This is a genomic window from Cohnella rhizosphaerae (genome assembly GCF_029525575.1).
GTDB classification, from domain to species: domain Bacteria; phylum Bacillota; class Bacilli; order Paenibacillales; family Paenibacillaceae; genus Cohnella; species Cohnella rhizosphaerae.
Genome location: NZ_JAPDIA010000008.1, coordinates 564,448 through 591,228 on the forward strand (window position 1 = coordinate 564,448; position 26,781 = coordinate 591,228).

Here is a 26,781-nt window from a genome sequence, read left to right on the forward strand (position 1 = left end):
TCATCTAAAAATTTGATGAAAAACAGAGGAACGCCAAGTCGAAAAGTGATACAATGGGTTAGGTTTGGTGCTTGTTCGAAGCGCCTACAAGGTTGTTATGATGCGGTTTAAACGGGAGGATGCAGGGCCATGAATATTCATGAGTATCAGGGCAAGGAAGTCTTGAGACAGTACGGCGTCGCCGTACCTCGCGGCAAGGTCGCGTTTACGGTCGACGAAGCGGTCAAGGCTGCCGAAGAGCTCGGCACGGCCGTCTCGGTCGTCAAAGCGCAAATTCATGCCGGCGGACGCGGCAAGGCCGGCGGCGTCAAGGTAGCCAAAAACCTGGACGAGGTTCGCCAGTACGCCTCCGACATTCTCGGCAAGGTTCTGGTCACGCACCAGACCGGCCCGGAGGGCAAGGAAGTCAAGCGCCTGCTGATCGAAGAGGGCTGCGACATTAAGAAGGAATACTACGTCGGCCTCGTCGTCGACCGCGGCACCGGCCGCGTAGTGCTGATGGCTTCCGAAGAAGGCGGCACGGAGATCGAAGAAGTCGCCGCGCACTCCCCCCGAGAAGATCATCAAGGAAGTCGTCGATCCTGCGATCGGTCTGCAGACGTTCCAGGCGCGTCGCATCGCATACGCCATCAACATTCCGAACGAGCTCGTTAACAAAGCGGCGAAGTTCATGCTCTCTCTGTACCAAGCGTTCGTCGACAAGGACTGCTCGATCGCGGAGATCAATCCGCTCGTCGTTACCGGCGGCGGCGACGTCATGGCGCTCGACGCCAAGCTGAATTTCGACTCCAACGCATTGTTCCGCCACAAGGACATCGTAGAGCTTCGCGATCTGGACGAAGAAGACGAAAAGGAAATCCAGGCTTCCAAATACGATCTGTCCTACATCGCGCTTGACGGCAACATCGGTTGCATGGTCAACGGCGCGGGCCTCGCCATGGCTACGATGGACATTATCAAATATTTCGGCGGAGAGCCGGCCAACTTCCTGGACGTCGGCGGCGGCGCGACGAAGGAAAAAGTAACCGAAGCGTTCAAGATCATCCTGTCCGACGCGAACGTCAAGGGCATCTTCGTCAACATTTTCGGCGGCATCATGAAGTGCGACATCATTGCCGAAGGCGTCGTGGCCGCAGCGCGCGAGCTGGGCCTCGACAAGCCGCTCGTCGTTCGTCTCGAGGGCACGAACGTCAAGCTCGGCAAAGAGATTTTGAACAACTCCGGCCTCAATATCGTGGCCGCGGATTCGATGTCGGACGGCGCCCAAAAGATCGTCGCGCTGGTGAAATAATCAGGGAGAACCGGGGAGTGTGAAGTCATGAGCATCTTGATCGATAAAAATACGAAAGTTATTACCCAAGGCATCACGGGGGCGACTGGCGCGTTTCACGCCAAAGGCGCGCTCGAGTATGGCACGCAAATGGTCGGCGGCGTAACGCCGGGCAAGGGCGGCCAAACGATCGATTTCGATCTGGAGAACGGCACGAAGGTAACGCTGCCGATTTTCAACACGGTCCGCGAAGCCGTCGAAAAGACCGGGGCGACAGCGTCCGTCATTTACGTCGCGCCGCCGTTCGCCGCCGATTCGATCATCGAAGCGGTCGACGCGGAGCTTGACCTTGTCATCTGTATCACCGAAGGCATCCCGGTGCTTGACATGGTCAAGGTTAAGCGTTATATGGAAGGCAAGAAGACGCGACTGATCGGGCCGAACTGCCCTGGCGTCATCACGCCGGACGAGATCAAGATCGGCATCATGCCGGGGTATATCCACAAGAAGGGCCACGTCGGCGTCGTATCCCGCTCGGGAACGCTGACTTACGAGGCCGTTCATCAATTGACGACGCGCGGCATCGGCCAGTCTTCCGCGGTCGGCATCGGCGGCGACCCCGTCAAAGGCTCCGAGTTCATCGACATTTTGAACCTGTTCAACGAAGACCCGGATACGTACGCGGTCATCATGATCGGGGAGATCGGCGGTACGGCAGAGGAAGAAGCGGCGGAGTGGGTCAAGGCGAATATGACCAAGCCCGTCGTCGGCTTCATCGGCGGCGCGACGGCGCCGGCCGGCAAGCGCATGGGCCATGCGGGCGCGATCATCTCGGGCGGCAAAGGCACCGCGGCCGAGAAGATCAAGGTGCTCGAGGAATGCGGCATTCGCGTTGCGCCGACGCCTTCCGACATGGGCGCGACTTTGGTCGCGGTTCTCGAAGAGCGCGGCATGCTGGAAAAATGCAAGAGCTGATTTTTAGACCATATTTTTAGTCCATATACGTGATTTTCGGATGGCAGGCAGCCTTCCGCGCTCCGGTCGGAGCGTGGAGGGCTGTTTGTTTTTTTTGAAAAGCGGAAAGGGTGTGTCCGGATTGCTCGATCAGATGCGCGACACGCTGGCGGCGCTCCATGAGACGGAAGGCGTCGGCTGGGAAACGATCAACACGATTTTGGCAAAGGACGGATTGAAGGACGCCGCTTTGCGCAGGCCGGGCGAGTGGCGGGAATTAGGGCTATCCGCCCGCCGAGCGGAGGCGATCGTCGCCAGCCTGGACAGCCGCCGGATGGAGCGGCGCCGCGCCAGGTGGGAGAAAACCGGACTGTCCATCGTGACGGAGATGGATCCGGATTATCCCGAATTGCTTCGGCATATTTACAGACCGCCCTGGGTGCTCTATTATATTGGACGATTGGAATTGCTTGCTAGACCGCAGGTCGCCGTCGTCGGCACGCGACAAGCGACGATTTACGGCAAGCGCGCGGCCGAGACTTTATCCGACGCTTTCAGCCATGCGGGACTCGCGGTGACGAGCGGGATGGCAAAGGGAATCGATGCCGCCGCCCACGCCGGCGCGCTTCGCGGCGCCGGCGGGACGGTAGCGGTGCTTGGATCGCCGGCCGACGTGGTCTACCCGCCGGAAAATCGCATGCTTTACAGACGAATCGCAGAAGAAGGTCTGATCGTCTCCATGACGCCGCCGGATGTCCCGATCCATCCCGGCATGTTCCCGATGCGCAATCGAATTATCGCGGGATTGTCGCTGGGGGGTCGTCGTCGTGGAAGCGGCATCGCGCAGCGGGGCCTTGCTCACGGCGAACGAAGCGATCAAGGAAAATCGCGACGTTTTTGCGGTGCCCGGTCCGATCAATTCGCCTCGCAGCCGAGGCACGCTCGAACTGCTGCGCGACGGAGCGGCTGCCCAAGTGCTTGACGCGGAGGATGTGATCAAGCAGTATCGGCGCTATCTAAACGGCGTTCGAATACCCGAAATGCCTTCGTACAGCGAGCCCGAGCTTACGGAACAGGAGGCGCGAATATACCGCTTGCTGTCCGACGGGCCGGCTTCGGCGGAAGAATTAAGTCATCGCAGCGGCCTCACGTTTGGACTTTTACACGCGGTTCTGATATCTTTACAAATAAAGCAACGAATACACCAGCAGCCCGGTTCCGTATATATAGCCCTATGAGCCGTCCCGTCGATCCCCCATTTCCAGCGGGCGACGGTCCGGCCAAGGGCCCGTTGACCGTAGGAGAGGAGGTTTTGACGTGGCGGATTCACTCGTCATCGTAGAATCCCCGGCCAAGGCCAAGACGATCGGCAAGTACTTAGGCAGCAAGTACATCGTCAAGGCATCCATGGGGCACATCCGCGATTTACCGAAAAGCCAGATCGGCGTGGAAGTGGAAAACGATTTTCAACCGAAGTATATTACGATCAGAGGCAAGGGGAGCGTCCTCAAAGAGCTGAAGGACGCCAGCAAAAGGGTCAAGCGCGTCTATCTCGCGGCCGACCCCGATCGCGAAGGCGAAGCGATCGCATGGCATCTCGCCCATTATTTGGAGTTGAACGAAAAGGACGCTTGCCGCGTCGTATTTAATGAAATAACGAAGCAGGCGGTCAAGGACGCCTTCAAGACGCCCCGCCCGATCAACATGGATCTCGTGAACGCCCAGCAAGCCCGGCGCGTGCTCGATCGTCTGGTCGGCTACAAGATCAGCCCGCTTCTTTGGAAAAAGGTGAAGAAGGGATTGAGCGCTGGCCGCGTTCAATCCGTTGCGGTGAAGCTGATCATGGACCGGGAAAACGAGATTAAAGTTTTCGAGCCCGTCGAATACTGGAGCATCACCGCACACTTGAAGCAGGGAGCGTCGGCGTTCGAAGCCAAGTTCCATTCGCTGTCCGGCGACAAAAGCGAACTGCACACGGAAGCAGACGTCAACAAGGTACTGGAGAAAATCGGCAACAATCCCTTTACCGTGGGCGAGATCAAGGAAAAGGAAAGACAGCGCAACCCTTCGCCGCCGTTTATTACGAGTTCCTTGCAGCAGGAGGCCGCGCGGAAGCTGAACTTCCGCGCCTCCAAGACGATGCAGGTCGCTCAGCAGCTGTACGAAGGCGTCGATCTCGGCGTAGAGGGCACTGTCGGTCTTATCACGTACATGCGTACGGACTCGACGCGTATCTCGCCGATCGCGCAGGAGGAAGCCAAGGAGTTCATCGTGGCCAAATACGGCGCGAGCTTCTATCCCGAAACGCCGCGCGTCTACTTAAAGAAGAACGCCAACGCGCAAGACGCGCATGAGGCGATTCGGCCGACCTCGGTGCTGCGCACGCCCGAAGAAGTCAAATCGTTTCTGTCGCGCGATCAGCTCCGGCTGTACAAGCTCGTATGGGAGCGCTTCGTCGCCAGTCAGATGTCTTCCGCCGTGCTCGATACGATGACGGTGGACCTGGTGAACGGAGAAGCGACGTTCCGCGCCGCGGGCTCCAAGTTGAAGTTCGCCGGATTCATGAAGGTCTACGTCGAAGGCAACGATGACGACACGACCGACGAAGAACGGCTGCTGCCCGCCCTGACGACCGGAGACAAGGTACTCACCGAGTCCGTCGAGCCCAAGCAGCATTTTACGCAGCCGCCTCCGCGGTATACCGAAGCGCGGCTGGTTCGAGCGCTCGAGGAGCTCGGCATCGGCCGGCCGAGCACGTACGCACCGACGTTGGAGACGATCCAAAAGCGCAATTATGTGGCCATCGAGGAAAAAAAGTTTTTTCCGACCGAGCTCGGCGAGCTCGTCATTCAGCTCATGGAGGAGTTTTTTCCGGAGATTTTGGATGCGGAGTTCACGGCGCATATGGAAGGCGACCTCGACCACGTCGAGGACGGCAAGGAAGATTGGGTCGACGTCATCGGCGAGTTTTACAAGTCGTTCGAGAAGCGGCTTGAAGTGGCCGAGGAAGAAATGAAGGAAATCGAAATCAAAGACGAGCCTTCCGACGAGATTTGCGAAAAATGCGGCAGCCAGATGGTTTACAAGATGGGCAGATTCGGCAAGTTTCTCGCTTGCTCGGGGTTTCCCGAATGCCGCAATACGAAGCCGATCGTCAAGGCGACCGGCGTCACGTGCCCGAAGTGCAAGAGCGGGCAAGTCGTCGAGCGGCGCAGCAAAAAAGGACGCATGTTTTACGGCTGCGATAAATATCCGGAATGCGACTTCGTCTCTTGGGATAAACCGGTACCTAAACCTTGTCCCGATTGCGGAGGCATGATGGTGGAAAAACGCGTGCGGGGCCAGACGGAATGGCACTGCACCGCATGTACCCACCATGAGGAAGCGGCCGAACTCGAAGAAGCGCTCGACTAGAAAAGGCGGCTCTCCAGATCGCAAGCGCGTCTTGCCGGTCGCGAGAGCCGAATGCATTTGCAGGGCAGGAGGTAACTGATCGTGAATTCTTATCCAGTCGTGACGGTGGTGGGGGGCGGGACTTGCAGGCAGCGAAGCGGCATGGCAGATCGCTTCCCAAGGCGTCCCGGTCAAGCTGTACGAGATGAGGCCCGTTCGCAAGACGCCGGCGCACCATACCGACAGGTTCGCCGAACTCGTATGCAGCAATAGCTTAAGAGCCAACGGCCTGACCAATGCGGTCGGGGTACTTAAAGAAGAAATGAGACTGCTGCAATCGCTAATCTTATCGGCCGCAGATCGCCATGCCGTGCCTGCTGGCGGCGCCCTTGCAGTCGACCGCGAAGGCTTCTCCGGCGAAGTGACGAGCCGGTTGCGCGAGCATCCGCTCGTCACCGTCGTCAACGAAGAGCTGTCCTCGATTCCGCGGGACGGAATTGTCGTTATCGCGACCGGTCCGTTGACTTCTCCGGAGCTGTCCGCGCAGATCAAGGACTTGTTCGGCGAAGAATACTTTTATTTCTACGACGCGGCGGCGCCGATCGTCGAGAAAGACTCGATCGATATGGAAAAAGTATTTCTGGCTTCGCGGTACGACAAAGGCGAAGCCGCTTATTTGAACTGTCCGATGACGGAGGAGCAATTCGACGCGTTTCACGAAGCGCTCACGACTGCCGAGACGGCCGAAATCAAGGACTTCGAGAAGGAAATGTACTTCGAGGGCTGCATGCCGATCGAAGTTATGGCAGGCCGCGGCAAACAGACCGTGCTTTTCGGGCCGATGAAGCCGGTAGGTCTTGTCGATCCCCGGACGGGCAAGCTGCCGCACGCCGTCATTCAGCTGCGGCAGGATAACGCCGCCGGTACGCTGTACAACCTCGTCGGCTTCCAGACCCACCTTAAGTGGGGCGAACAGAAGCGCGTGTTCTCCTTGATTCCCGGACTCGAAAACGCAGAATTCGTCCGTTATGGCGTCATGCATCGGAATACGTTCATTAATTCTCCGAAGCTGCTTAAGCCAACGTATCAATATCGCGAAAGAGAGACGCTCTTTTTCGCAGGGCAAATGACAGGCGTAGAGGGGTATGTCGAATCGGCGGCGTCCGGCTTGATCGCCGGGTTGAACGCGGGCAGACTCGCGCGAGGTTTGGAGCCGCTGACGCTCCCGGAGCACACGACGCTTGGCAGCATGGCGCATTATATTACGACGGCGGATTTTCGCCATTTCCAGCCTATGAACGCGAACTTCGGCTTGTTCCCGCCGCTTGGCAGGAAGGTGAAGAGCAAGAAGGAGAAAAACGAAGCGATCGCGCAGCGCGCGCTTGAGGCGGTTCATGCGTTCGCCGAGGAATCGCGGTTAGTCGGCTCTTAGAGCTATAGGCAGTCGAGGCGGCGGCAGCGTGCGACGAGCTGGCCGCTTCTTTGGCGCAAAACCTATCGTTTTCTATTTTATAGTCCGTGTCCGATTCGTGCGGTTTACGCTTTGGCTAGATAAGAGAGGGAGGAATTAGCATGGACGCAGCTTTTCACGCAACGACGATCTGCGCCGTCAGGCACAACGGAAAAGGCGCGATCGCTGGGGACGGCCAGGTCACGTTCGGCAATAGCATGGTAATGAAAGCTTCTGCCAAAAAAGGTGCGCCGGCTTTACCGCGGCCAGGTGCTGGCCGGATTTGCCGGCTCGGTCGCTGACGCGATTACGTTGTTCGAAAAGTTCGAAGGCAAGCTGGAGGAGCATCATGGCAACCTGCAGCGGGCGGCCGTGGAACTCGCCAAGGACTGGCGTTCGGATCGCGTGCTGCGCCGCCTTGAGGCAATGCTGCTCGTCGTCGACGCCACGGGCATGCTGCTCCTGTCCGGTAACGGCGAAGTGATCGAGCCCGACGACGGGATTCTTGCGATCGGCTCCGGCGGCAGTTTCGCCCTTTCCGCGGCCCGGGCGCTGAAGCGTCACGCGCCGCAGCTGACGGCCGCGGAGATCGCAAGAAACGCTTTGCAGATCGCTTCCGAAATTTGCGTATTCACGAACGACAATCTCGTCGTCGAAGAGATTTGAATCGGATAAGTGGAGGGATAGCGATGAACGATCAACTTACCCCGCGGCAGATCGTGGCCGAACTGGACAAATATATCGTCGGTCAAAAGCCCGCCAAGCGTTCGGTGGCCGTAGCGCTGCGCAACCGGTATCGCCGCAGCAGGCTCCCGGACGAGCTTCGGGACGAAGTCGTGCCCAAAAACATTTTGATGATCGGGCCCACAGGCGTCGGCAAGACGGAAATCGCGCGCAGGCTTGCGAAGCTCGTGCATGCGCCTTTCATTAAACTCGAAGCGACCAAGTTTACGGAAGTCGGCTACGTAGGGCGCGATGTGGAATCGATGATTCGGGATCTCCTTGAAACTTCGATCCGCATGGTGAAAGAGGAGCGAACGGAAAAGGTCAAGGACAAGGCCGTCCGCGCTGCCAACGAACGGCTGGCCGCCTTGCTCGCGCCTTCTCCGGCCAAGGCGAAGTCGCAGCGCAATCCGCTGGAAATGCTATTCGGCGGCAATTCGAACGTCCAGGCAGAAGAACCCGATCCCGTTGATCCCGATCTGGTCTCCAAGCGCGCCGATCTGCTGAACAAGCTTGAAGGCGGCAAGCTGGAAAACGAGCTTGTCGAGGTCGAAGTCGAAGACCAGACGCCTTCGATGATGGATTTGTTTTCCGGCCCCGGCCAGGAGCAAATGGGCCAGAACATGCAGGAAATGTTGAGTCAGTTCATGCCCAAAAAACGCAAAAAGCGCAAGCTGCCCGTCCGGGATGCCCGCAAGCTGCTCGTGCAGGAAGAAGCGGGCAAGTTGATCGACATGGACGAGGTCGTCTCCGAGTCGATCCGGCGAGCCGAGCAATCCGGCATCATTTTTCTCGACGAGATCGACAAAATTGCCAGCAACGGACGCGGACAAGGACCCGACGTATCCCGCGAGGGCGTTCAACGCGATATTTTGCCCATCGTGGAAGGCTCGACCGTCGTCACCAAGTACGGTCCCGTGAAGACGGATTACATTTTGTTTATCGCCGCAGGCGCCTTTCATGTTGCGAAGCCGTCGGATTTGATTCCGGAGCTTCAAGGCCGCTTTCCGATTCGCGTCGAGCTGAGCAGTCTGACGGACGAAGACTTTGTCCGGATCTTGACGGAGCCGGAAAACGCGTTGACGAAGCAATACGCGGCTTTGCTGCGTACCGAAGGCATCGAGGTCGTGTTCACGGGCGAGGCGATCGCGGAGCTGGCCAACATGGCGCAGGAAGTGAACCGCAACACCGAAAATATCGGCGCGCGACGGCTCCATACCCTTTTGGAAAAGCTTCTGGAAGATTTGTCTTTCGAGGCGCCCGAGCTTCAGCTCGAACGGCTGGAGATTACGCCCGAATACGTGAGGGAAAAGCTCGGCACGATTGCGAGCAATCGCGATTTAAGCCAGTATATATTGTAAAAGCCGGTGTTTAAGTCAGGCAGGAGGAAGCCGTCATGACGCTGTTGGAAAAAACCCGCTCGCTCAACGCGCTGCTGCAGAAGGCCGCGGGAAAATCGCTTAGCTTTCGCGAGATGGCGGAAGGCTTGCGGGGAACGCTTACGGGCGGCGTGTTCGTCGTCAGCAGGCGCGGTAAAATTTTGGGTGCGGCTTTGCCATCCCATTTTCAGGATTGGATGCTGAAGCCGGAAGGGCAGGAAGAGTACCGCTTCCCGAACGAGACGAACGCGCGTCTGCTTCGAATCGAAGCGACGGCGGTAGACGTAGACGTCCAAGCGCAACTGGCGCCGGTAGACGTCGCTTTCGCGGGCACGCATGTGACAATTGTACCAATTATTGGGGGGGAGACCGATTAGGGACTATAGTCCTTGCCCGCGAAGGCGGCCATTTCGGCGACGATCACCTCATCCTCGCGGAGTACGGTTCGACGATAATCGGCATGGAAATCTTAAGGGAACGTGCCGAGGAAGCCGAACTTGAATCCCGCAGCAAGACGGTGGTCGCGATCGCGGTCAGCTCCTTATCGTTTAGCGAATTGGAGGCAGTCGACCATATTTTCGAGGAATTAGAGGGAAAAGAAGGGCTTCTCGTCGCTTCCAAGGTCGCGGATCGGGCAGGCATCACGCGCTCGGTCATCGTAAACGCGCTGCGTAAGCTCGAAAGCGCGGGCGTCATCGAGACGCGGTCGCTCGGCATGAAGGGGACTTACATTCGAATCATGAACCCCAAGCTGCTGCCAGAATTGGCGTCCAGAAAATCCTGATTATTCCAAAATTAAAGCGATTTTTGCCTTAATCTTCATTTTGAAGATTAGGGCTTTTTTCTTATTGTCATATTAGGCCCGCTAATAGATGATATCTTTAGAATTTTTTTAATCTCCTATATATCGACTTTTTTCCACTCCCGGTGAAGACTTTGTCGAAAAAAAAGAGGAATTTGGATTTATAGGACGAAGTTATTATTAGAGAAGTGACAGAATTCTAATAAAAGGGGGTAGAGACATGGATTTGCTGAGCGGCGTGAGCTACCAGCGGCTTGAGGGCGCATTGCATGCGGCTTCGTTAAGGCAGAGCGTTCTGCAAAACAATGTGGCCAATGTCGATACGCCTAATTTTAAAAGGTCGGACGTTCAATTCGAGCAACTGCTGAGCCAGGCGATGAATGACAGCGGGCAATCCGCACTGATCGGAAAGCGGACGGATCAACGACATATCGCGATCGGCGCTTCGGGATCGCTCCCCGACGCCAAAGTGACGTCGGACAAGACGACGGTCTTCAACAACAGCGGCAACAACGTAGATATCGACAGCGAGATGACGAAACTTGCCGAAAATCAACTGCGATATTCCTTATATATTCAACAGCTGAATCATGACGTCAAAATGATGCGCGTTGGCATGGGCAAATAAATTTACGCCATAATTCGACAAAAGACCCACTCGAGGAGGGGCATTAATGATTTTGGGAAGCTTCGATATCAGCGCTTCCGCCTTAACCGCGCAAAGGCTGCGCATGGACGTCATCTCGTCGAACATCGCGAACGCGGAGACGACGCGCGCCTCCTACGTCGACGGCAAGTTCGTTCCCTACAGACGCAAAATGGTAGAGGTCGCGCCTGTCGATACCACATTCCAGAACTTATTGAACGACAAGTTGGACGCTACGGGCGCCCAAGGGGTGAAAGTGACTGCGATCACCGACGATCAGACGCCGTTCAAGCAAGTCTACAATCCCACGCATCCGGACGCCGACGTGAACGGCATGGTCAGCATGCCAAACGTCGACGTGCTTAAGGAGATGGTCGATATGATCTCGGCCACGCGTTCCTACGAAGCCAGCGTCACGGCCCTCAACGCAAGCAAATCGATGTTTTCCAAAACGCTTGAAATCGGCAAAAACACTTAAATTATGTATGTAACCCGGTTCACTTAAACATCATTACCCACGCGAGGATGGATTGAATCATGATTATTAATAATCTTTTGGGCGCTTCCGGCATCTCGGCCGCCTCAATGTCTCCTCTTCAAAATGCGCAGGCCGGTACGACGCCTTCCGAGGCGACGGCAAGCTTTGCGGACTTTCTGAAAAAGGCCGTCGACAGCGTCGCCGCCCAAGAAGAAAATTCGCATGCCGTGACCGATCAGTTTATTGTGGGCAATGCGGACGTGAGCGACGTGATGATCGCCTCCACCAAAGCCGAACTCAGTCTCGAGATGACCGCCCAGGTTCGCAATAAAGTGGTCGAGGCCTACCAAGAAGTCATGCGGATGCAGATGTAACTTGGGTAAGACGAGCATCCAAAGTCCGCAGATGAGGTGAAATTGTGAACGAAAGATGGGCCCGCTTGAGAGATAGAACGATCGGCTTTTGGAATCAGTACAGCAAAAAGCAAAAATGGATTTTAGCTTCTTCCGCGGCATTTATCCTGATTTTTATCATCTTCATTTCATATCTGCTTACGCGCACGCAGTACGAGCTGGCCTTTCAGGATCTCGACAGCGGCGACGCCGCGGCCATCATGGAATATTTGAACGGCAGCGGCATTCCTTACAAGCTTGGCGACGGCGGCACGAGCATCTCCGTTCCGAGCGCGGCGGCCGACAAGGTCAAAGTGGACGTCGGCTCTCAAGGTCTCGTGCAGAACGGCAGCATCGGGTTCGACGAACTTAGCAAGTCCTCCTCGACGATCGGGACGACCGATCAGGAGTTCAAAGTGAAATATCGCAATGCGTTGAACGGCGAGGTGCAGCAGCTGCTCCAAGGCATGCAGGGCGTAAAGAAAGCGAAGGTGCTTGTCAATCTGCCCGAGGAGTCCGTATTCCTGAACGATTCGGACAAGGAGCTGGCCACGGCATCCGTGCAAATCACCTTCAAGCCAGGCTATCGGCCGAAGCAGGAAGAGATCGACAGCTACTACAAGCTGGTGAAGACTTCGGTGCCGAACCTCGAGTACGAAGGCATCACCATCACCAGCACGACGGGAGATCTCGCGCCGTCCGCCAAGCTGGGCGGGACGGGAGCGGTCGGGGGCAGCGCCCTCGACGAGCAGTTCGCGATTCAGAAGCAATACGAGAGCGGCGTAAAGACGAACATTCAGTCGATATTGGCCAAGACGGTCGGCATGGACAACTTCGTCGTCAGCGTCGTATCGACTTTGAACTTCGATCAGAGATCCACGCAGCTCAACCTGGTCAAGCCGCTCGATAACAACGACAACAAAGGCATCGTCATCAGCGAGCAGACGCAAACCGAATCGACGACAGGCGGCACGGGCACGGCCGGCGGCGTCGCGGGCACAGGGTCTACCGACGTGCCGAATTATCCGTCGGGCGGCACTACCGGCACGGCGAGCTCCGAGACCGCTAGCAGCACGACGAACTACGAGCCGAGCCGCGAAACGACGAACATCGCCTACGCGCCTTACCAGGTCAAGGATCTTGCGATCAGCGTAGCCGTAGATTCGACGGTCATGACGCCGGAGAAGCAGACGCAGCTCGAGCAGATGCTCCGCAACAACGTGCGAATTTTGCTGGCCGATTCCGGACAATCGCTGTCCGACGCAGACCTTGCGAATCGGGTGTCGGTCGTCTCTCAGGCATTCTCGGACGACGCGGCCGGAAGCGGTGGCGTATCCGCTTCGTCGCTCTGGCTGGCGGGCATCGGCGTCGCGGCGTTGGCACTGCTGGGCGGTGCCGGGTATCTCGTATACCGCAGACGCAAAAACGCAAGGGAAGCCGAGGCGGCGGCGCAAGAGCTGCTCGACGCCCCGCGCGCGGAGCTGCCTACGATCGACATCGAGAGCGTCACGAACGAGAGCCAGGTTCGCAAGCAGCTTGAAGGGCTCGCGAAGCGCAAGCCCGACGAATTCGTCAATCTTTTGCGCACATGGCTGGTGGATGAATAGAGGTGGCATACATGGCTAAAGGAACGCAAACGCAGCTCAGCGGGCGGCAAAAGGCGGCGATTCTGCTCATCACGCTCGGTCCCGAAGTGTCGGCTCAAGTTTTCAAGCACCTCCGGGAGGAAGAGATCGAGCAGCTCACGCTCGAAATCGCCAACGTCCGCAAAGTCGATCATATCGAGAAAGAATCGATTCTCAGCGAGTTTCATCAAATATGCGTAGCGCAGGAATATTTGACGCAGGGCGGCATCACCTACGCCAAAGAGATTCTGGAGAAGGCGCTCGGATCTCAAAAGGCGAACGACATCCTGAATCGTCTGACGGCGACGCTTCAGGTCAGGCCTTTCGACTTCGCGCGCAAGGCGGAGCCGACGCAAATTTTGAATTTTATTCAAAACGAAAATTCGCAAACGATCGCGCTCGTGCTCTCTTACCTTGCGCCCGAGCAATCGTCGGCGGTTCTGTCCTCCCTGCCGACCGAAAAGCAAGCCGATGTCGCGCGAAGAATCGCGCTGATGGACAGTACTTCGCCGGATGTCATCGCACAGGTGGAGCGGGTGCTCGAACAGAAGCTGTCGTCGACCGTCACCCAGGACTACACGAATGCCGGCGGCATCGAAGCGATCGTTCAGATTTTGAACGGCGTAGACCGCGGTACGGAGCGCACCATCCTCGATTCGCTTGAGATTCAGGACCCGGAGCTGGCCGAAGAGATCAAGAAACGGATGTTCGTGTTCGAGGATATCGTCAATCTCGACAATCGTTCGATCCAACGGATCATTCGCGACGTCGAAAGCCCCGATCTGCAGCTGGCGCTCAAGGTTGCGAGCGAAGAAGTGCGTGACGCGATTTTCCGCAACATGTCGAAGCGTATGGCCGAGACATTCCGCGAAGAGATGGAATATATGGGTCCCGTCCGCTTGCGCGACGTCGAGGAAGCGCAGACGCGCATCGTAGCGACGATCCGCAGACTCGAGGAGTCCGGCGAGATCATCATCGCTCGCGGCGGAGGAGACGATATCATTGTCTAACCTGATCAAATCCTCGCATGTCGTTTCCGTCGAAGAGCTGAAGCGTCTGGAGCAAATTCGATTCGTCTCTCACGCGATGAAGACGGGCGGCGTCGATGCGGACGATGCGGGAGCGGTTGACGAAGAGACGCTTCAGTTAAAGGACCGGATATTGGCCGATGCCGAGGAGACGGCGAAGATCATTCTGCAGGATGCGTCCGAGCAAGCGAGCCGAATCCAGACCGAAGCCGAAGCGGAAGCTACCGCATGGTGGGAGGGGCGTCGTACCGAAGATGCGGCGTTCGTCGACGAGGCGAAGCGCAGAGGCTATGAGGAAGGCTTCGCGAGCGGTGCCGAGCAAGCCGAGCATCAGACGCTGGCCAGGTTGGAACACATGATGCAGGAAGCGCAGCGCGTCGTGTCCCAGGCTTACGAAGCCAAGGCGAGAATCATCGCCGAAGCCGAACGGTTCGTCGTCGAACTAAGCTGCGACATCGCCGGAAAAATCGTGCGCGGCGCGTTGGAACGCGCGCCGGAGATGGCTTTGGACCTAATGAAGCAAGCATTGTCGCGGCGCAAGGAGCAAGGGACGATCACGCTATGCGTGGCGCCGGATCAGTTCGAATTCGTCGAAGCGGCCAAAGATGAGCTTGCGCTGGCCGTCGATTCGCAAGCGGAGCTCCAGATCGTTCCGGACCCGACGGTAAAAAGCGGAGGCTGCGTGATCCGATCGGCATACGGCAGCATCGATGCGAGAGTCGATACGCAGCTGGAGACGATTCGCGAGGAACTGCTGCAGATCGCGGCTCATTCTTCCGACGAAGGGGCGACGCCCGATGGCGCTTGATCTCGGGAAATACGCAGAAGCGCTTAAGCATATCGATCCGGTTCGCGTGAACGGAAAGGTGGCGCAGATCATCGGCCTCACCGTAGAATCCGAAGGGCCGGATGCCGCGATCGGCGAGGTCTGCCTGATCTACCCGGTGCGAGGCGGTTCGCCGATCGAAGCCGAGGTCGTCGGCTTTCGCGACAACCGGGTGCTGCTCATGCCGCTCGGCGAACTTCAGGCGATCGGACCTGGCTGCGACGTCGTCGCGACCGGCAGGCCGCTCACCGTGCAAGTCGGATCCGAACTGCTCGGACAAGTGCTGGACGGACTCGGAAGGCCGCTGGATGGCGGCAGACTGCCGGCACGAATGCCGAGGTACTCGACGCAAAGCGTACCGAGCAATCCGCTCAAGCGTCCGCGCGTGACCGATCCGCTGGGTACGGGCGTGCGCTGCATCGACGGGCTTCTGACCGTCGGTCAAGGGCAGCGGATGGGCATCTTCGCAGGGTCGGGCGTCGGCAAGAGCACGCTGCTCGGCATGATCGCGCGCAACACGTCCGCGGACGTCAACGTCATCGCCTTGATCGGCGAGCGAGGGCGGGAGGTGCTCGAATTCATCGAGCGCGATCTCGGGCCTGAAGGGCTCGCGAGGTCGGTCGTCATCGTGGCGACGTCCGATCAACCGGCGCTGATCCGGATCAAAGGCGCGCTCATCGCGACGTCGATCGCGGAATACTTCCGGGACCGCGGCATGAACGTCATGATGATGATGGATTCGGTCACGCGATACGCGATGGCGCTCCGCGAGGTCGGACTCGCCATCGGCGAGCCGCCGGCGACGCGCGGATATACGCCTTCGGTTTTCGCGGCGCTGCCCAAGCTGCTCGAAAGGGCGGGGACGGGACCGGCCGGATCGATTACCGCGTTTTATACCGTTCTGGTGGACGGCGACGATATGAACGAACCGATCGCGGACGCCGTACGCGGCATTTTGGACGGCCATATCGTATTGAGCAGGCATTTGGCGCACAAAGGCCACTTCCCGGCCATCGACGTGCTGGCCAGCATCAGCCGCGTCATGAAGGATATCGTCGCAAGCGAACAGCAGGAGGCCGCCGAACAATTAAAACGTTTGTTATCGGTCTACCGCGATTCGGAGGACCTGATCAATATCGGCGCTTACCAGCGGGGAACGAACCCGCAGATCGACAAAGCCATTCAATTTATCGAAGCCATCAACGATTACTGCAAACAGCGAACGACGGAAAAGCTGACGCTGCAGCAGGCGCAGGAACGGTTGGTCATTGACTTCTACAAGAGATGAGGCTGAATGTTCTTGCGATTCCGATATCCATTGCAAAAGATCGTTGATCTTAAGGGAAGCGAGAAGTCGATGGCGGAATGGGAGTATGCCGCGTCGCTGGGACGCCTCAGAAGCGAAGAAGAACAGCTGGATCAGCTTCGCCAAGAGCGCGGCGCTTACGAACGGGAATTGACCGAACGCTCGTCCAAGCCGACGGCGCTCGCGGAGCTTCACCTGCTGCAGGATTACATCTCTTTTTTTGGACGACAGGATCAGGCAACAAAGACAAGGCGTGCGCGCGGCCGAAGAGCATGTCCAGCAGCGTCAGGTCTTCCTCACCGACAAGATGGTGGACGAGAAGGTATGGCAGAACGCACGCTCCAAATCGCTGCAAAAGTACCGTCAGGAAGCGCTCATTCGCGAGCAGAACGAACTGGACGAGATTGCGCTGCGAAGAGCTTCGGCCAGAAGGTAACTTAGTCAGCTTTGTGAATGGAGGGGGGAGGCCGTGGCGGATGCCAGCGCGGAAAAAAGCGGCTATTCCGGCTTTGAACGTTTTCTCTTTTTTTATAACGCCGATCGTTTTTACGGCGATTCTGCTGCTAGTGCTTCTCATCATCTTCAATCCGTCCCTGAGAGAAAAGGCGCAGAAGATCGGCAATCAAATACCGGTCATCGATTCGCTCGTGCCCGACGTAAAAATCGCCGAGGATCCCGCGCAGCAATCGGAGGTCGAGTCGGTGAGCGAAGCGCGGTCGAAGCTGTCCGAGCTGCAGGCGCTTTTGACCCAGCGCGACGCCGCGTTGAAGGCCGCGGACGCCAAAAGCGTCTCGCAGCAAAAGACGATCGCGGACCTTCAGGAAAAAATCGCCGCGCTCGACAAGCAGGCCGGCGATCATCAAATCAACGTGGACGCCTACCAGGCCAAGATTCGTTCGCTCGCGGATATGTACGGCAAGATGACGCCGGGCAAGGCGGCGCCGATCATGGAAAGTTTGACGGCAGAAGAGGCGGCGCTCGTGATGGGCGCGATGAACGACGCTTCCAGAGGCCGCATACTCGAAAAGATGACGCCGGCGGTAGCCGCGGACATTACGATGCGTCTGAAAGATTCCGACGGGGTCGCCAACCAGCAGATCGCGGCGCTGCAGGCGCGAGTCAAACAACTGGAAAGCCAAACGAAGACCGCATCGAGTTCGCTTGACAGCGCGGCGCTCGCAAGCACGTTTTCTTCGATGGACGCGGCCAGCGCCGCGGATCTCCTGCTCAAGATGGCAAGCAGCGAGCAAACGAAGACGCTGCGAATCTTGAGCGGGATGGACAATACCGCCAGGTCCGGCGTGCTCGCGGCGATGTCGAAGAAGGATGCGGAAAAGACCGCTCAACTGGTGGGCAAGCTCGTGCCGGCGAATCCTTAAGCGAAGCGCGCACACCGATTGTCTTCGAAGGGAGGTGAAAACAATGAATGTTCAATCCACGAACGCCACTGCGACCGCGAACGGGGGGAGGGGCCGGCGCGTCCAAAAACGCAGCCGCTGCCGGCCTTTTTCAAGGCGTGCTGGTGCAAAAGATCGATGCGGCCGAAACGACCGGCAGTGCGGGAAATGCCGCATCCAATCCGATGGCCGGATTGCTCGGCATGTTGACTGCCGTGCTCGGCGCAACGCCTGCAGACTCGAATGGCGAAGAGACGGCGGCTGGTCAAAAAGAGCTCTCCGAGTTGCTGAACGGGTTGGAGGACAAGCTGGCCCAGGTTGAGCAGGAGGCACAGCCATCCGATTCGCTGCTTCAAAAAATGGCGGAACTGCTTGCCAGCCTCCAAGCGCTGCTGCAACAAAATGCGGGACAAGCCGCCATGGGGAGCGCCGTGTCGGATGATTCGCAAGGCGGAGTCGCGGCGAACGCGCCGTTGGCCGAGCAAGTTCAAGCTTCGATCATCGTGCCTGCGCTACGCGACGTCATTCAGTCGCTGAGGTCGATGATGCAGAGCGGTCAATTGTCGACTGCCGCGGCAGCCGAAGCCGTGACGGGAATACGGCAGGTCCTGCAAACGGAACAGCCGGGTCCTTCGACGATCAAAACCGACCGCAAGACTGCCGGAACGACGCAAGGATCGACCGCCGTCCAAACCGCCGAGCCGGACGCGAAAAGCGTCGAGGCTGCCGTCTCGCATACGGAAGTCAAGCGATCCTTCCCGGTGTTCAAAGAACCGGTCGTGTATTGGAACCTGCATGCTTCGTCGGCGCAAGGCGAAGCCGTCTCCGCCGAACAAGCCGCGATCGCAGATGCAGCCGCAGAAGCGGAGCAACAACCGGTCGCTCTTAATTGGCAGCAAATCGCCTCGGATGCCGGCGTTAAACCGGATGGAGGTATCGGCGCGAAGCAGCAGCCGCAGGTTACGGTGCCGGCCAGCCAGTTCGCGGAACAGATGGACAAGTTTCTCGTCAAGCAATTTAAGCTGACAAGCGGTAACGGCATCTCCGAAGCGAACATCAACCTGCGTCCGGAGCATTTGGGCGAAGTCCAGATTCGCCTGACGATTCAGAACGGGGTTCTGAACGCACAATTCGTTGCGCACAACGAAGCGGCCAAGGAATTGCTCGAAAACCAAATGGCCCAGCTAAGAGGCTCGCTTCAGAATCAAGGCATCCAGGTCGATCGCGTCGAGGTCGTTCAACAACAGCCGCAGACCGCCGCGGACAGCCCTTCGTTCATGAACCAGGAGCAACGAAGACAACAATCCCAGGGCGAGGGCGAAGCGAAGCGCTCGACGGACGGCGCGCAGACCTTGGAGGATTTCGAAGAAGAGCTTGAACGTTCCGCTACTTTAAGAGAAGCGGGCTTCGGCGGTTCCCTTAACGTCAAGGCTTAACGCGAACCAGGGAGGTGACCCAACACGATGGCGACGATCTCAAAAACGGTGTGGTCGAACTATTCGACCTTCAATAAGACGGAACCGACCGGCGCCGGAGCCGAGCTTGGCAAGGATCAGTTTATGAAAATCCTGCTGACCCAGCTTCAGAACCAAGACCCGATGCAGCCGATGCAGGACAAGGATTTTATTGCGCAAATGGCGACCTTCTCCTCGCTCGAACAAACGATGAACATGGCCACCGAGCTGCATAGCCTGAGCCAGTCCGCGGCGCTCGCCTCCAGTCTGATCGGCAAGCAGGTCGAATGGCTCGGCGCGACGAATAACGGCGCGACGGTAACCAAATCGGGCATTGTCGATTCGATCAAAATGAAAAACGGAGACCAGTTCGCCGTTATCGGCAAAGACGAAGTGGCGATCAAGGACTTGACGTCCGTGACCATCGCCGCGCAGGAGGGCGAGGCGGAATCCGGTGAATGATCCGCTGTCCGGTCTGAACGCCGGGCATCCAGGAAGAGCTATCGTACCATTGACGGCCGCAACGCCTCAAAGGTTGCGGAATACGGAAGAAACGAAGTCGCATGACGGCAATGCTTTTAAAACGATGCTTGCCGCGGAATCGCTGAAATTCAGCCATCATGCCGAGCAGCGACTATCCCAGCGGGGCATCGAGCTCGGTCCCGAACAGCTTAGCGCGATCGCATCGGCCTTGGATCAAGCATCCGCGAAGGGCGCCAAGGACTCGCTTGTGCTTTACCGGAACGTGGCGATGATCGTCAACGTGCCGAGCCGCACCGTCGTAACGGCCATGGACGACAAGTCGATGCAGCAGCACGTATTCACCAACATCGATAGCGCCGTCTTCGTCAAATAGCCAGGCAGATAAGGGCCGGACCTCCCGAGGAGGCCTGAACCGTGGAATGAAGGAAGCGGTTCGTCTGCGAAGGAAACTTAAATGGAGAGTGAATATTAATGTTGCGTTCCATGTATTCGGGCGTATCCGGCATGCGGGGATTCCAAACCAAGCTCGACGTTATCGGCAACAATATCGCCAATGTCAATACGGTCGGCTTCAAGGCGGGCCGCGTTATGTTCAAGGACATTTTGAGCCAGTCGATGTCGGGCGTCACGTCGCCGGTCGAGGGAACGTCGGGCGGCGTTAACGCCAAGCAGATCGGTCTGGGCGTATCGGTCGCTTCGATCGACAACGTGCATACGGCCGGCAGCGCGATGACTACGAACGTGCCGACCGACCTGCGTATCGACGGCGACGGATTTTTCGCGGTTAAGCCGAGCGGCGACTCCGATGCCACCTACCTGACGCGCGCCGGCAACTTCACGCTCGATGCGAACCGACAATTGGTCAACGGCGACGGGATGTTCGTCGTATCCGCCGACGGAGACGCTCCGATCACCCTGGATGAAGGCGTAACCTCGTTCTCTATCTCTCAAAACGGAAGCATCGTCTCGATCGACCAGGACGGCAATCAGACGGATACCGGCATTCAGATCGGCGTCGCAAAGGTCGTAAACCCGAGCGGTCTTGAAAAGATCGGCGGCAATCTGTACCGCGTCACGCCGAATGCGAATCCGGAAGGCGAGCTGAACCTCGGAGCCGCGCAGGACGCGGAACGCGGCACGGGCACGATCGTTGCCGGCCAGCTTGAAATGTCCAACGTCGACCTGACGAGCGAATTCACGGAGATGATCGTCGCGCAGCGCGGCTTCCAGGCGAACTCCCGCATCATCACGACCTCCGACTCGATCCTCGAAGAAGTCGTCAACCTGAAGCGCTAATCGTAGTATCCGAATCGAGCTGAATTTACGCAAGGCTAGAATCACCGCGGGAGGGGGGAATCCCTCCCCAATCACGGAGGGATTCCCATGATCGCCGTAACGCGGCTTAACGGCTCGCAATTTTTCATCAATGCGCTGCTGATCGAATCGATCGAGCAGACGCCTGATACGCTGGTCACGCTGACGACCGGCAAAAAATACATCGTCGTCGAAAATAGTTCGGATGTGATCCGCTCCATTCGCCATTATCTGCGAAGCATTGGCATCATGGCTGCGCTCACGAGTCCGTCCGATACGCAAACGGAGGGAGCTTCTTCATGAAAAAAATGTTGCCTTGGCTTGTATCTCTGCTTCTGGCGATCACGTTGATCGTAATCGCCGGGCTCTATTCCTGGAAAACCTTCTACGGCAAGAAAGAAGCCGTAGACACGGCGACGGCTGTGCAGGATAGCGTGAAGCACGTAGAGGCCGAAGCGCTCTCCGCGGAAGAACGGAGCAAGGTCACATCCGATTTAAACGATATAAAAACGAATCTGTCCGACACGAACTACATCGTCATCTTCGGCTTCACCTTTCAACTAGAAAACGCCAAAGCGAAAGTTGAGTTCGACGAGATCAAAGAAAGCGTCATTAAGCCCATCATCAATCGCGCGCTCTGGAATACGACGCCGGACGACATGCAGGGCACGAAGGGCAAGGACGAGCTGGTAGCGGAGCTGCTCAACGAGATCAATCCGGTACTCACCAAAGGCAACGTCGTCAAGATCGGAATTACGAACTTTTTTAATGCAAGAGCTTTGAGTCGCGCCGGATAGGGGAAAGGGGTGAACAAAATTGGTTGACGTTCTGTCGCAAAACGAGATCGACGCCTTGCTGGCCGCGTTGTCCTCCGGCGAGATGGATGCGGAGGAGCTTCGCAAGGAAGATACCCAGAAGAAGGTCAGAGCTTACGACTTTAAGCGGGCGACGCGATTTTCCAAAGACCATATCCGAAGCTTGACGCGTATCCATGAAAACTTCGCGCGGTTTTTAACGACCTATTTTTCTGCTCAACTGCGGACGTTCGTTCAGATCAATGTCGTACAGGTCGAACAGCTGCCTTACGACGAATTCATCCGATCCATCCCGAAGATGACGATATTGAACATTTTCGAAGCGGAACCGCTCGAGGGACGGATGGTGCTGGAAGTTCATCCCAACGTCGCGTTCGCGATGCTCGACAGGCTGCTGGGCGGCACGGGGGGTCGCGCCGACCAAGATCGGCAGCTTGACCGAGATCGAGAACATCATCATGGAGAAAATATTCAGCCGCGCGCTCGAGACGCTGCAGGAAGCTTGGCGGACGGTCATCGATATCGAGCCGAGGCTCGAGGCGCTGGAGACGAACCCGCAGTTCATGCAGATCGTTTCTCCGAACGAGACCATCGCCTTGATCTCGCTCAGCACCAAGATCGGCGATACGACCGGAATGATCAATCTGTGCATACCGCACGTCGTCATCGAGCCGATCATGTCCAAGCTTTCCGTGCATCACTGGTTCGTATCCCAAAAAAAATCGCGCGCGCCCGAAGAGTTTAAACAGTTGGAGCAGCGGGTCACGAAAGCGAAGCTGCCGATCACGGCGGAACTCGGAACCTCTCAAATCTCGATCCACGAATTTTTAAATCTCGGCATCGGCGACGTCATTACGCTCGGCAAGAGCGTCGACAGCGGTCTGGATATTAAAGTCGGGGATAAGCTGAAGTACATCGGCAGCCCAGGTACGGTTCGAGACAAGATCGCGGTCCAGATCCTCGAGATCATCGACGAAGGAGTGGAAGAAGCCCATGACGAGTAAGGATTACTTGTCCCAGGAGGAGATTGACGCCCTGCTGAGACAATCAGCCGGCGATCAGGAAGAAGCGCCCGCCGCGAAGGCGGAGATGCACATCGACGACTTCCTCACGCCGCTGGAACAGGACGCGCTCGGGGAGATCGGCAATATAACGTTCGGCAGCGCGGCGACCGCGTTATCGACGCTGCTGAGCAGAAAGGTCGACATTACGACGCCCAAAGTGTCCATGATCTCGCGGGACAAGTTCGTCAGCGAGTTTCCAAGACCGCACGTCGCCGTTCACGTGGATTATGTAGACGGCTTCGAAGGCATTAACTCGCTGGTCATCAAGACGCATGACGCGCAGGTTATCGCGGATCTGATGCTGGGCGGCGAAGGCAACGTGGAGACGGAAGAGCTGAACGAGATTCATATCAGCGCCGTTCAGGAAGCGATGAATCAAATGATGGGATCTTCGGCGACGTCGATGTCGACGATCTTCAATCGCTTCGTGAACATCTCGCCGCCGGCGGTCGACGTGATGGACGTTCAAAAAAAACACCGGCATCGAAAAGATTCCGCCGGACGAAGTGTTCGTGAAAATATCGTTCCGTCTGAAAATCGGCGAACTGATCGATTCGACGATCATGCAGCTGCTGACGGTGGCGTTCGCCAAGGAGCTCGTACATTCGCTGATCGGCAGCATCGACCAAACGCCTGCCCCGGCGGCGCAAGCGCCCGCTCCGCAGCCTAGCGCCCCTACCGCGCCTTCCCAGCAAGCGCCGCAGTATGCGCCGCCTCCGCAAGCCGCGGCGCCTCAGCAGCCGGCTCAGCCGGCGTACGACTACCCGCCGCCGGGGGCCTACCCGCCGCCGCCGGGCTATCCGCCGCAGCAGCCGATGTATGCGCAGCCGCAGTACGCACAACCGCAGTACGCGCAGCCGCAATACGCCATGCCGCCGCAGCAGCCGCAGACGCTCGGCGGACCGGCCGGACGCAACGTCAACGTGCAGCCCGTTCAATTCGCCGGATTCCCGACGGGGGGCGGCGCGCATGCGGATGAGACCAACCTGAATCTTTTGCTTGACATACCGCTGCGAGTCACAGTAGAGTTGGGCCGGACGCACAAACAAATTAAGGATATTCTAGAGCTGTCCCAGGGCTCGATCATCGAGCTGGACAAGCTGGCCGGCGAGCCGGTGGATATTCTGGTCAACAACAAGCTCATCGCCAAAGGAGAAGTCGTCGTCATCGACGAAAACTTCGGCGTTCGGGTGACGGACATCGTCAGTCAGTGGGATCGCGTTCAAAAAAATCCAATAATCAGCATCCTGGGAGGAAATCGTTATGGCAAATCGTATTTTGGTCGTGGACGACGCAGCATTCATGCGCATGATGATTCGAGACATCTTGACGAAAAACGGCTATGAGGTTGTGGGCGAGGCGCAGGACGGCTCGCAGGCGATCGAAAAATTCAAGGAATTGTCTCCGGACCTCATCACGATGGACATTACGATGCCCGAGATGGACGGAATCGCTGCGCTGAAGGAAATCCGCAAGATGGATTCCAACGCCAAAGTGATCATGTGTTCCGCAATGGGCCAGCAAGCGATGGTCATCGACGCGATTCAAGCTGGCGCCAAAGACTTTATCGTAAAGCCTTTCCAAGCGGACCGCGTCATCGAAGCGATCAAGAAAACGCTGGGTTGATCGGCGAACGAACGGCATGACTTCATCTTGGGATATGTTGTGGGTGCTGCTCGTGCTGCTGCTCATGATCGGCGGCATCGTGATGCTGCTGCGATTCGTCGGCAGACGCAATCGCGGTTGGTGGGTCAACCGTTCGATGCGCTCGCTCGGCGGTTTGACGCTCGGCACGAACAAGTCGATGCAGATCGTGGAGTGGAACAATCGCATCTACGTGCTGGGCGTAGGGGAAAACGTACAACTGCTGGAGTCTATCACCGACCCCGAACTCGTGGCGGCGCTTATCGCCCAATATGATCATGCCGATGCGTCCGCCAAATCTCCGGTTCCGCCCTGGCTCAAGCAATGGCTGAACCGCAAAAGCGGCAATGCCGAAGCTTCCGGCGTCGCCGAGCGAGGTGCCGATACGAGCAGCTTTGAACAAACGTTGGAAAAACGCCTGCGTCAGCTGTCCGAGCGCAAGCAGCAGGTCGATCGCCTGCTGTCGGACAGCCGGCCAGCGGATCGGACGGAAGAGCCATGAAACGCAAATTAATGTTTAGTTTCCTATTGAGTGCCGGCACGTTATTCGCCGCGGCCTCGTCCGTCTACGCCGAGCCCATCATCGATATTTCGCTCGGCGACGGCACTCAGCCAGTGGGCGCTTCGTCTTTGTCGCTGCTGCTCATGCTGACCGTGCTGAGTCTGGCGCCCTCGATTTTGGTGCTGATGACGAGCTTCACGCGTATCGTCATCGTGCTAGGCTTCGTCCGCACGTCGCTTGGTACGCAGACGACGCCGCCCAATCAAGTCTTGATCGGCCTCGCGTTGTTTTTGACCTTCTTTATTATGGCTCCGACGATCTCGCAGGTGAACGAGCAGGCGGTTCAACCCTACCTGAAAGGCGAGATTTCCCAGACGGTCGCCCTCGAGAAAGCGTCGGTACCGATGAAGGCTTTTATGTACAAGCATACGCGCGAGAAGGACTTGCTGTTGTTTTTGAACTACACGAAGACGGCCAAGCCTGCGTCTTATCAGGATATTCCGATCACGGTGCTCGTGCCCGCCTATGCGATCAGCGAACTCAAGACCGCGTTTCAAATGGGATTCATGATCTTTATTCCCTTTCTCGTAATCGATATGGTCGTCGCCAGTACGTTGATGGCCATGGGGATGATGATGCTGCCCCCCGTCATGATCTCGCTGCCGTTCAAGATCCTGCTGTTCGTGCTCGTGGACGGATGGTATCTGATCGTCAAATCGCTCCTGACGAGTTTTCAAACTTGATGGAGCAAGAGGGGGAGATAAAAAGTGAGTGCGGAATTCGTAATCGGGCTGGCCGGACAGGCGCTGTTCACCGTTCTTAAAGTCAGCGCGCCGATGCTGGTCATCGGATTGGTCGTGGGCTTGCTCGTCAGCATATTCCAGGCGACGACGCAGATCCAGGAGCAGACGCTTGCTTTTATACCCAAGATCGTCGCCGTATTCGTTGCCATTCTGGTGTTCGGACCTTGGATGTTAAACACGATGGTCGACTTCACCAGTCATTTGCTCGGCAATCTGTCGAGCTATATCGGCTGATATGACGATCGATCAAGTGATGCAGCTATTGCCTGCCTACATGCTCGTTCTTTGTCGAATTTCTTCCTTTGTTGTCGTAGCGCCGATTTTTTTCGTCCCGTTCCCTGCCCAGGCCTTTTAAGGCGGGAATGAGCGTGTTTATCGCTTTGCTCGTTTTTTTGACCGTAGGCTTCGATCATCCCGTACCGACCGACGCCACTTACATTTTAGCTGTGCTGAAGGAGATTGTAGCGGGTTTGCTCATCGGCTATACGGCCTCGTTATTTTTCAGTTTAATTCAGACGGCCGGCACCTTTATCGATATGCAGATCGGTCTAGGGATGGCGAACATCCTGGATCCGATATCCGGCGTATCGGCACCGCTGTTCGGCAATTTGAAGTTCATGCTGATGATGCTCGTGTTTCTGTCGATGAATGGCCATCATTACCTGCTTGGCGCGATCATGAACAGCTATAAATGGCTTCCGCTCGACAACCGATTGTTTCAGACCGTATACGAGGGACGCTTAACTGAATTTTTGGTTCGAACGTTCGCCGATACGTTTATGCTGTCTCTGCAAATCGCGGCTCCCTTAGTCGTCGCCATGTTTATTACCGACATCGGACTCGGGCTGCTGGCGCGTACGGCACCGCAGTACAATGTCTTTGTTATCGGCGTACCGATCAAACTTTTAATAGGGTTCGCGCTATTAATTTTGTTGATGCCGGGATTCAGCACGCTGTTCCAGATCATATTCGACCGCATGTTCAACGCGCTCGAGAAGATGTTCGTCATCATGAAGGCCACTTGATCCGGTTG

Annotated in this window: 24 protein-coding genes and 7 pseudogenes; all 31 read left to right on the forward strand. The window is 57.2% G+C overall.

Going from position 1 to position 26,781, the window contains the following annotated elements; genetic code table 11:
* Window positions 1-129 precede the first annotated feature (129 nt).
* The 31 genes and pseudogenes from sucC to fliR all read left to right on the forward strand — a co-directional run bounded on the left by sucC (window position 130) and on the right by fliR (window position 26,773).
* A pseudogene (gene sucC / locus OMP40_RS25990) lies at window positions 130-1,291 on the forward strand (ADP-forming succinate--CoA ligase subunit beta).
* 27 nt (window positions 1,292-1,318) lie between these two features.
* On the forward strand, window positions 1,319-2,245 hold the full coding sequence (gene sucD, locus OMP40_RS25995; protein ID WP_277535728.1) for a succinate--CoA ligase subunit alpha: 927 nt from the start codon (window positions 1,319-1,321) through the stop codon (window positions 2,243-2,245).
* 94 nt (window positions 2,246-2,339) lie between these two features.
* Window positions 2,340-3,206 (forward strand): DNA-processing protein DprA, encoded by an 867-nt coding sequence (locus OMP40_RS26000; protein WP_277535730.1) that lies wholly within the window; start codon window positions 2,340-2,342, stop codon window positions 3,204-3,206.
* Window positions 3,100-3,462 carry a DprA-like winged helix domain-containing protein gene (locus OMP40_RS26005; RefSeq protein WP_277538032.1) on the forward strand — a complete coding sequence of 121 codons (363 nt, stop codon included), beginning with the start codon at window positions 3,100-3,102 and terminating at the stop codon, window positions 3,460-3,462. The genes OMP40_RS26000 and OMP40_RS26005 overlap by 107 nt, the downstream gene beginning before the upstream one ends.
* A gap of 79 nt (window positions 3,463-3,541) precedes the next feature.
* On the forward strand, window positions 3,542-5,638 hold the full coding sequence (gene topA / locus OMP40_RS26010; protein WP_277535733.1) for a type I DNA topoisomerase: 2,097 nt from the start codon (window positions 3,542-3,544) through the stop codon (window positions 5,636-5,638).
* 112 nt (window positions 5,639-5,750) lie between these two features.
* Window positions 5,751-7,049, forward strand: a pseudogene (gene trmFO, locus OMP40_RS26015) (FADH(2)-oxidizing methylenetetrahydrofolate--tRNA-(uracil(54)-C(5))-methyltransferase TrmFO); the annotation flags it as partial.
* A 140-nt stretch (window positions 7,050-7,189) separates the two neighbouring features.
* A pseudogene (gene hslV / locus OMP40_RS26020) lies at window positions 7,190-7,733 on the forward strand (ATP-dependent protease subunit HslV).
* A gap of 23 nt (window positions 7,734-7,756) precedes the next feature.
* The gene (gene hslU / locus OMP40_RS26025; RefSeq protein WP_277535734.1) at window positions 7,757-9,151 is read left to right on the forward strand and encodes an ATP-dependent protease ATPase subunit HslU; all 1,395 of its coding nucleotides are present in this window, start codon (window positions 7,757-7,759) and stop codon (window positions 9,149-9,151) included.
* A 35-nt stretch (window positions 9,152-9,186) separates the two neighbouring features.
* Window positions 9,187-9,953, forward strand: a pseudogene (gene codY / locus OMP40_RS26030) (GTP-sensing pleiotropic transcriptional regulator CodY).
* A gap of 238 nt (window positions 9,954-10,191) precedes the next feature.
* Window positions 10,192-10,599: a flagellar basal body rod protein FlgB gene (gene flgB, locus OMP40_RS26035; RefSeq protein ID WP_277535736.1), complete on the forward strand. Its 408-nt coding sequence runs from the start codon at window positions 10,192-10,194 to the stop codon at window positions 10,597-10,599.
* Window positions 10,600-10,645: 46 nt separating this feature from the next.
* Window positions 10,646-11,095, forward strand: coding sequence for a flagellar basal body rod protein FlgC (gene flgC, locus OMP40_RS26040; RefSeq protein ID WP_277535737.1), 450 nt, complete (start codon window positions 10,646-10,648; stop codon window positions 11,093-11,095).
* A gap of 59 nt (window positions 11,096-11,154) precedes the next feature.
* Window positions 11,155-11,469: a flagellar hook-basal body complex protein FliE gene (gene fliE / locus OMP40_RS26045; RefSeq protein WP_277535739.1), complete on the forward strand. Its 315-nt coding sequence runs from the start codon at window positions 11,155-11,157 to the stop codon at window positions 11,467-11,469.
* A 44-nt stretch (window positions 11,470-11,513) separates the two neighbouring features.
* The gene (gene fliF / locus OMP40_RS26050) at window positions 11,514-13,094 is read left to right on the forward strand and encodes a flagellar basal-body MS-ring/collar protein FliF (RefSeq protein WP_277535742.1); all 1,581 of its coding nucleotides are present in this window, start codon (window positions 11,514-11,516) and stop codon (window positions 13,092-13,094) included.
* 11 nt (window positions 13,095-13,105) lie between these two features.
* Complete coding sequence (gene fliG, locus OMP40_RS26055; protein ID WP_090117389.1) at window positions 13,106-14,122, forward strand: flagellar motor switch protein FliG; 1,017 nt, start codon at window positions 13,106-13,108, stop codon at window positions 14,120-14,122.
* A complete protein-coding gene (locus tag OMP40_RS26060; protein WP_277535743.1) occupies window positions 14,115-14,948 on the forward strand; it encodes a FliH/SctL family protein in 834 nt (277 codons plus the stop codon). Before fliG ends, OMP40_RS26060 begins: the two co-directional genes overlap by 8 nt.
* Complete coding sequence (fliI, locus tag OMP40_RS26065) at window positions 14,938-16,254, forward strand: flagellar protein export ATPase FliI (protein WP_277535744.1); 1,317 nt, start codon at window positions 14,938-14,940, stop codon at window positions 16,252-16,254. Before OMP40_RS26060 ends, fliI begins: the two co-directional genes overlap by 11 nt.
* A 238-nt stretch (window positions 16,255-16,492) precedes the next feature.
* Window positions 16,493-16,708: a flagellar FliJ family protein gene (locus OMP40_RS26070; RefSeq protein WP_277535745.1), complete on the forward strand. Its 216-nt coding sequence runs from the start codon at window positions 16,493-16,495 to the stop codon at window positions 16,706-16,708.
* A 40-nt stretch (window positions 16,709-16,748) separates the two neighbouring features.
* On the forward strand, window positions 16,749-17,651 hold the full coding sequence (locus OMP40_RS26075) for a MotE family protein (protein WP_277535746.1): 903 nt from the start codon (window positions 16,749-16,751) through the stop codon (window positions 17,649-17,651).
* Between the two features lie 47 nt (window positions 17,652-17,698).
* On the forward strand, window positions 17,699-19,105 hold the full coding sequence (locus OMP40_RS26080; protein ID WP_277535747.1) for a flagellar hook-length control protein FliK: 1,407 nt from the start codon (window positions 17,699-17,701) through the stop codon (window positions 19,103-19,105).
* A 27-nt stretch (window positions 19,106-19,132) separates the two neighbouring features.
* Entirely contained in the window at window positions 19,133-19,585 is a 453-nt protein-coding gene (flgD, locus tag OMP40_RS26085; RefSeq protein ID WP_277535748.1) for a flagellar hook assembly protein FlgD, read from the forward strand.
* Window positions 19,578-19,979, forward strand: coding sequence for a TIGR02530 family flagellar biosynthesis protein (locus OMP40_RS26090; RefSeq protein ID WP_277535749.1), 402 nt, complete (start codon window positions 19,578-19,580; stop codon window positions 19,977-19,979). Before flgD ends, OMP40_RS26090 begins: the two co-directional genes overlap by 8 nt.
* A gap of 98 nt (window positions 19,980-20,077) precedes the next feature.
* Entirely contained in the window at window positions 20,078-20,902 is an 825-nt protein-coding gene (gene flgG / locus OMP40_RS26095) for a flagellar basal body rod protein FlgG (RefSeq protein ID WP_277535750.1), read from the forward strand.
* Window positions 20,903-20,989: 87 nt separating this feature from the next.
* Complete coding sequence (locus OMP40_RS26100) at window positions 20,990-21,223, forward strand: flagellar FlbD family protein (RefSeq protein ID WP_277535751.1); 234 nt, start codon at window positions 20,990-20,992, stop codon at window positions 21,221-21,223.
* Complete coding sequence (locus OMP40_RS26105) at window positions 21,220-21,717, forward strand: flagellar basal body-associated FliL family protein (protein WP_277535752.1); 498 nt, start codon at window positions 21,220-21,222, stop codon at window positions 21,715-21,717. The genes OMP40_RS26100 and OMP40_RS26105 overlap by 4 nt, the downstream gene beginning before the upstream one ends.
* Before the next feature lie 19 nt (window positions 21,718-21,736).
* A pseudogene (fliM, locus tag OMP40_RS26110) lies at window positions 21,737-22,739 on the forward strand (flagellar motor switch protein FliM).
* Window positions 22,729-24,028: pseudogene (fliY, locus tag OMP40_RS26115) on the forward strand (flagellar motor switch phosphatase FliY); the annotation flags it as partial. The pseudogenes fliM and fliY, both read left to right, overlap by 11 nt.
* Window positions 24,029-24,062: 34 nt before the next feature.
* Window positions 24,063-24,425 (forward strand): response regulator, encoded by a 363-nt coding sequence (locus OMP40_RS26120; protein WP_090117377.1) that lies wholly within the window; start codon window positions 24,063-24,065, stop codon window positions 24,423-24,425.
* Between the two features lie 16 nt (window positions 24,426-24,441).
* On the forward strand, window positions 24,442-24,945 hold the full coding sequence (locus tag OMP40_RS26125; RefSeq protein ID WP_277535753.1) for a flagellar biosynthetic protein FliO: 504 nt from the start codon (window positions 24,442-24,444) through the stop codon (window positions 24,943-24,945).
* 11 nt (window positions 24,946-24,956) lie between these two features.
* The gene (gene fliP, locus OMP40_RS26130; protein ID WP_420872082.1) at window positions 24,957-25,688 is read left to right on the forward strand and encodes a flagellar type III secretion system pore protein FliP; all 732 of its coding nucleotides are present in this window, start codon (window positions 24,957-24,959) and stop codon (window positions 25,686-25,688) included.
* 24 nt (window positions 25,689-25,712) lie between these two features.
* Window positions 25,713-25,982: a flagellar biosynthesis protein FliQ gene (fliQ, locus tag OMP40_RS26135; protein ID WP_277535755.1), complete on the forward strand. Its 270-nt coding sequence runs from the start codon at window positions 25,713-25,715 to the stop codon at window positions 25,980-25,982.
* A gap of 7 nt (window positions 25,983-25,989) precedes the next feature.
* A pseudogene (fliR, locus tag OMP40_RS26140) lies at window positions 25,990-26,773 on the forward strand (flagellar biosynthetic protein FliR).
* The last annotated feature ends 8 nt before the right edge of the window (window positions 26,774-26,781 follow it).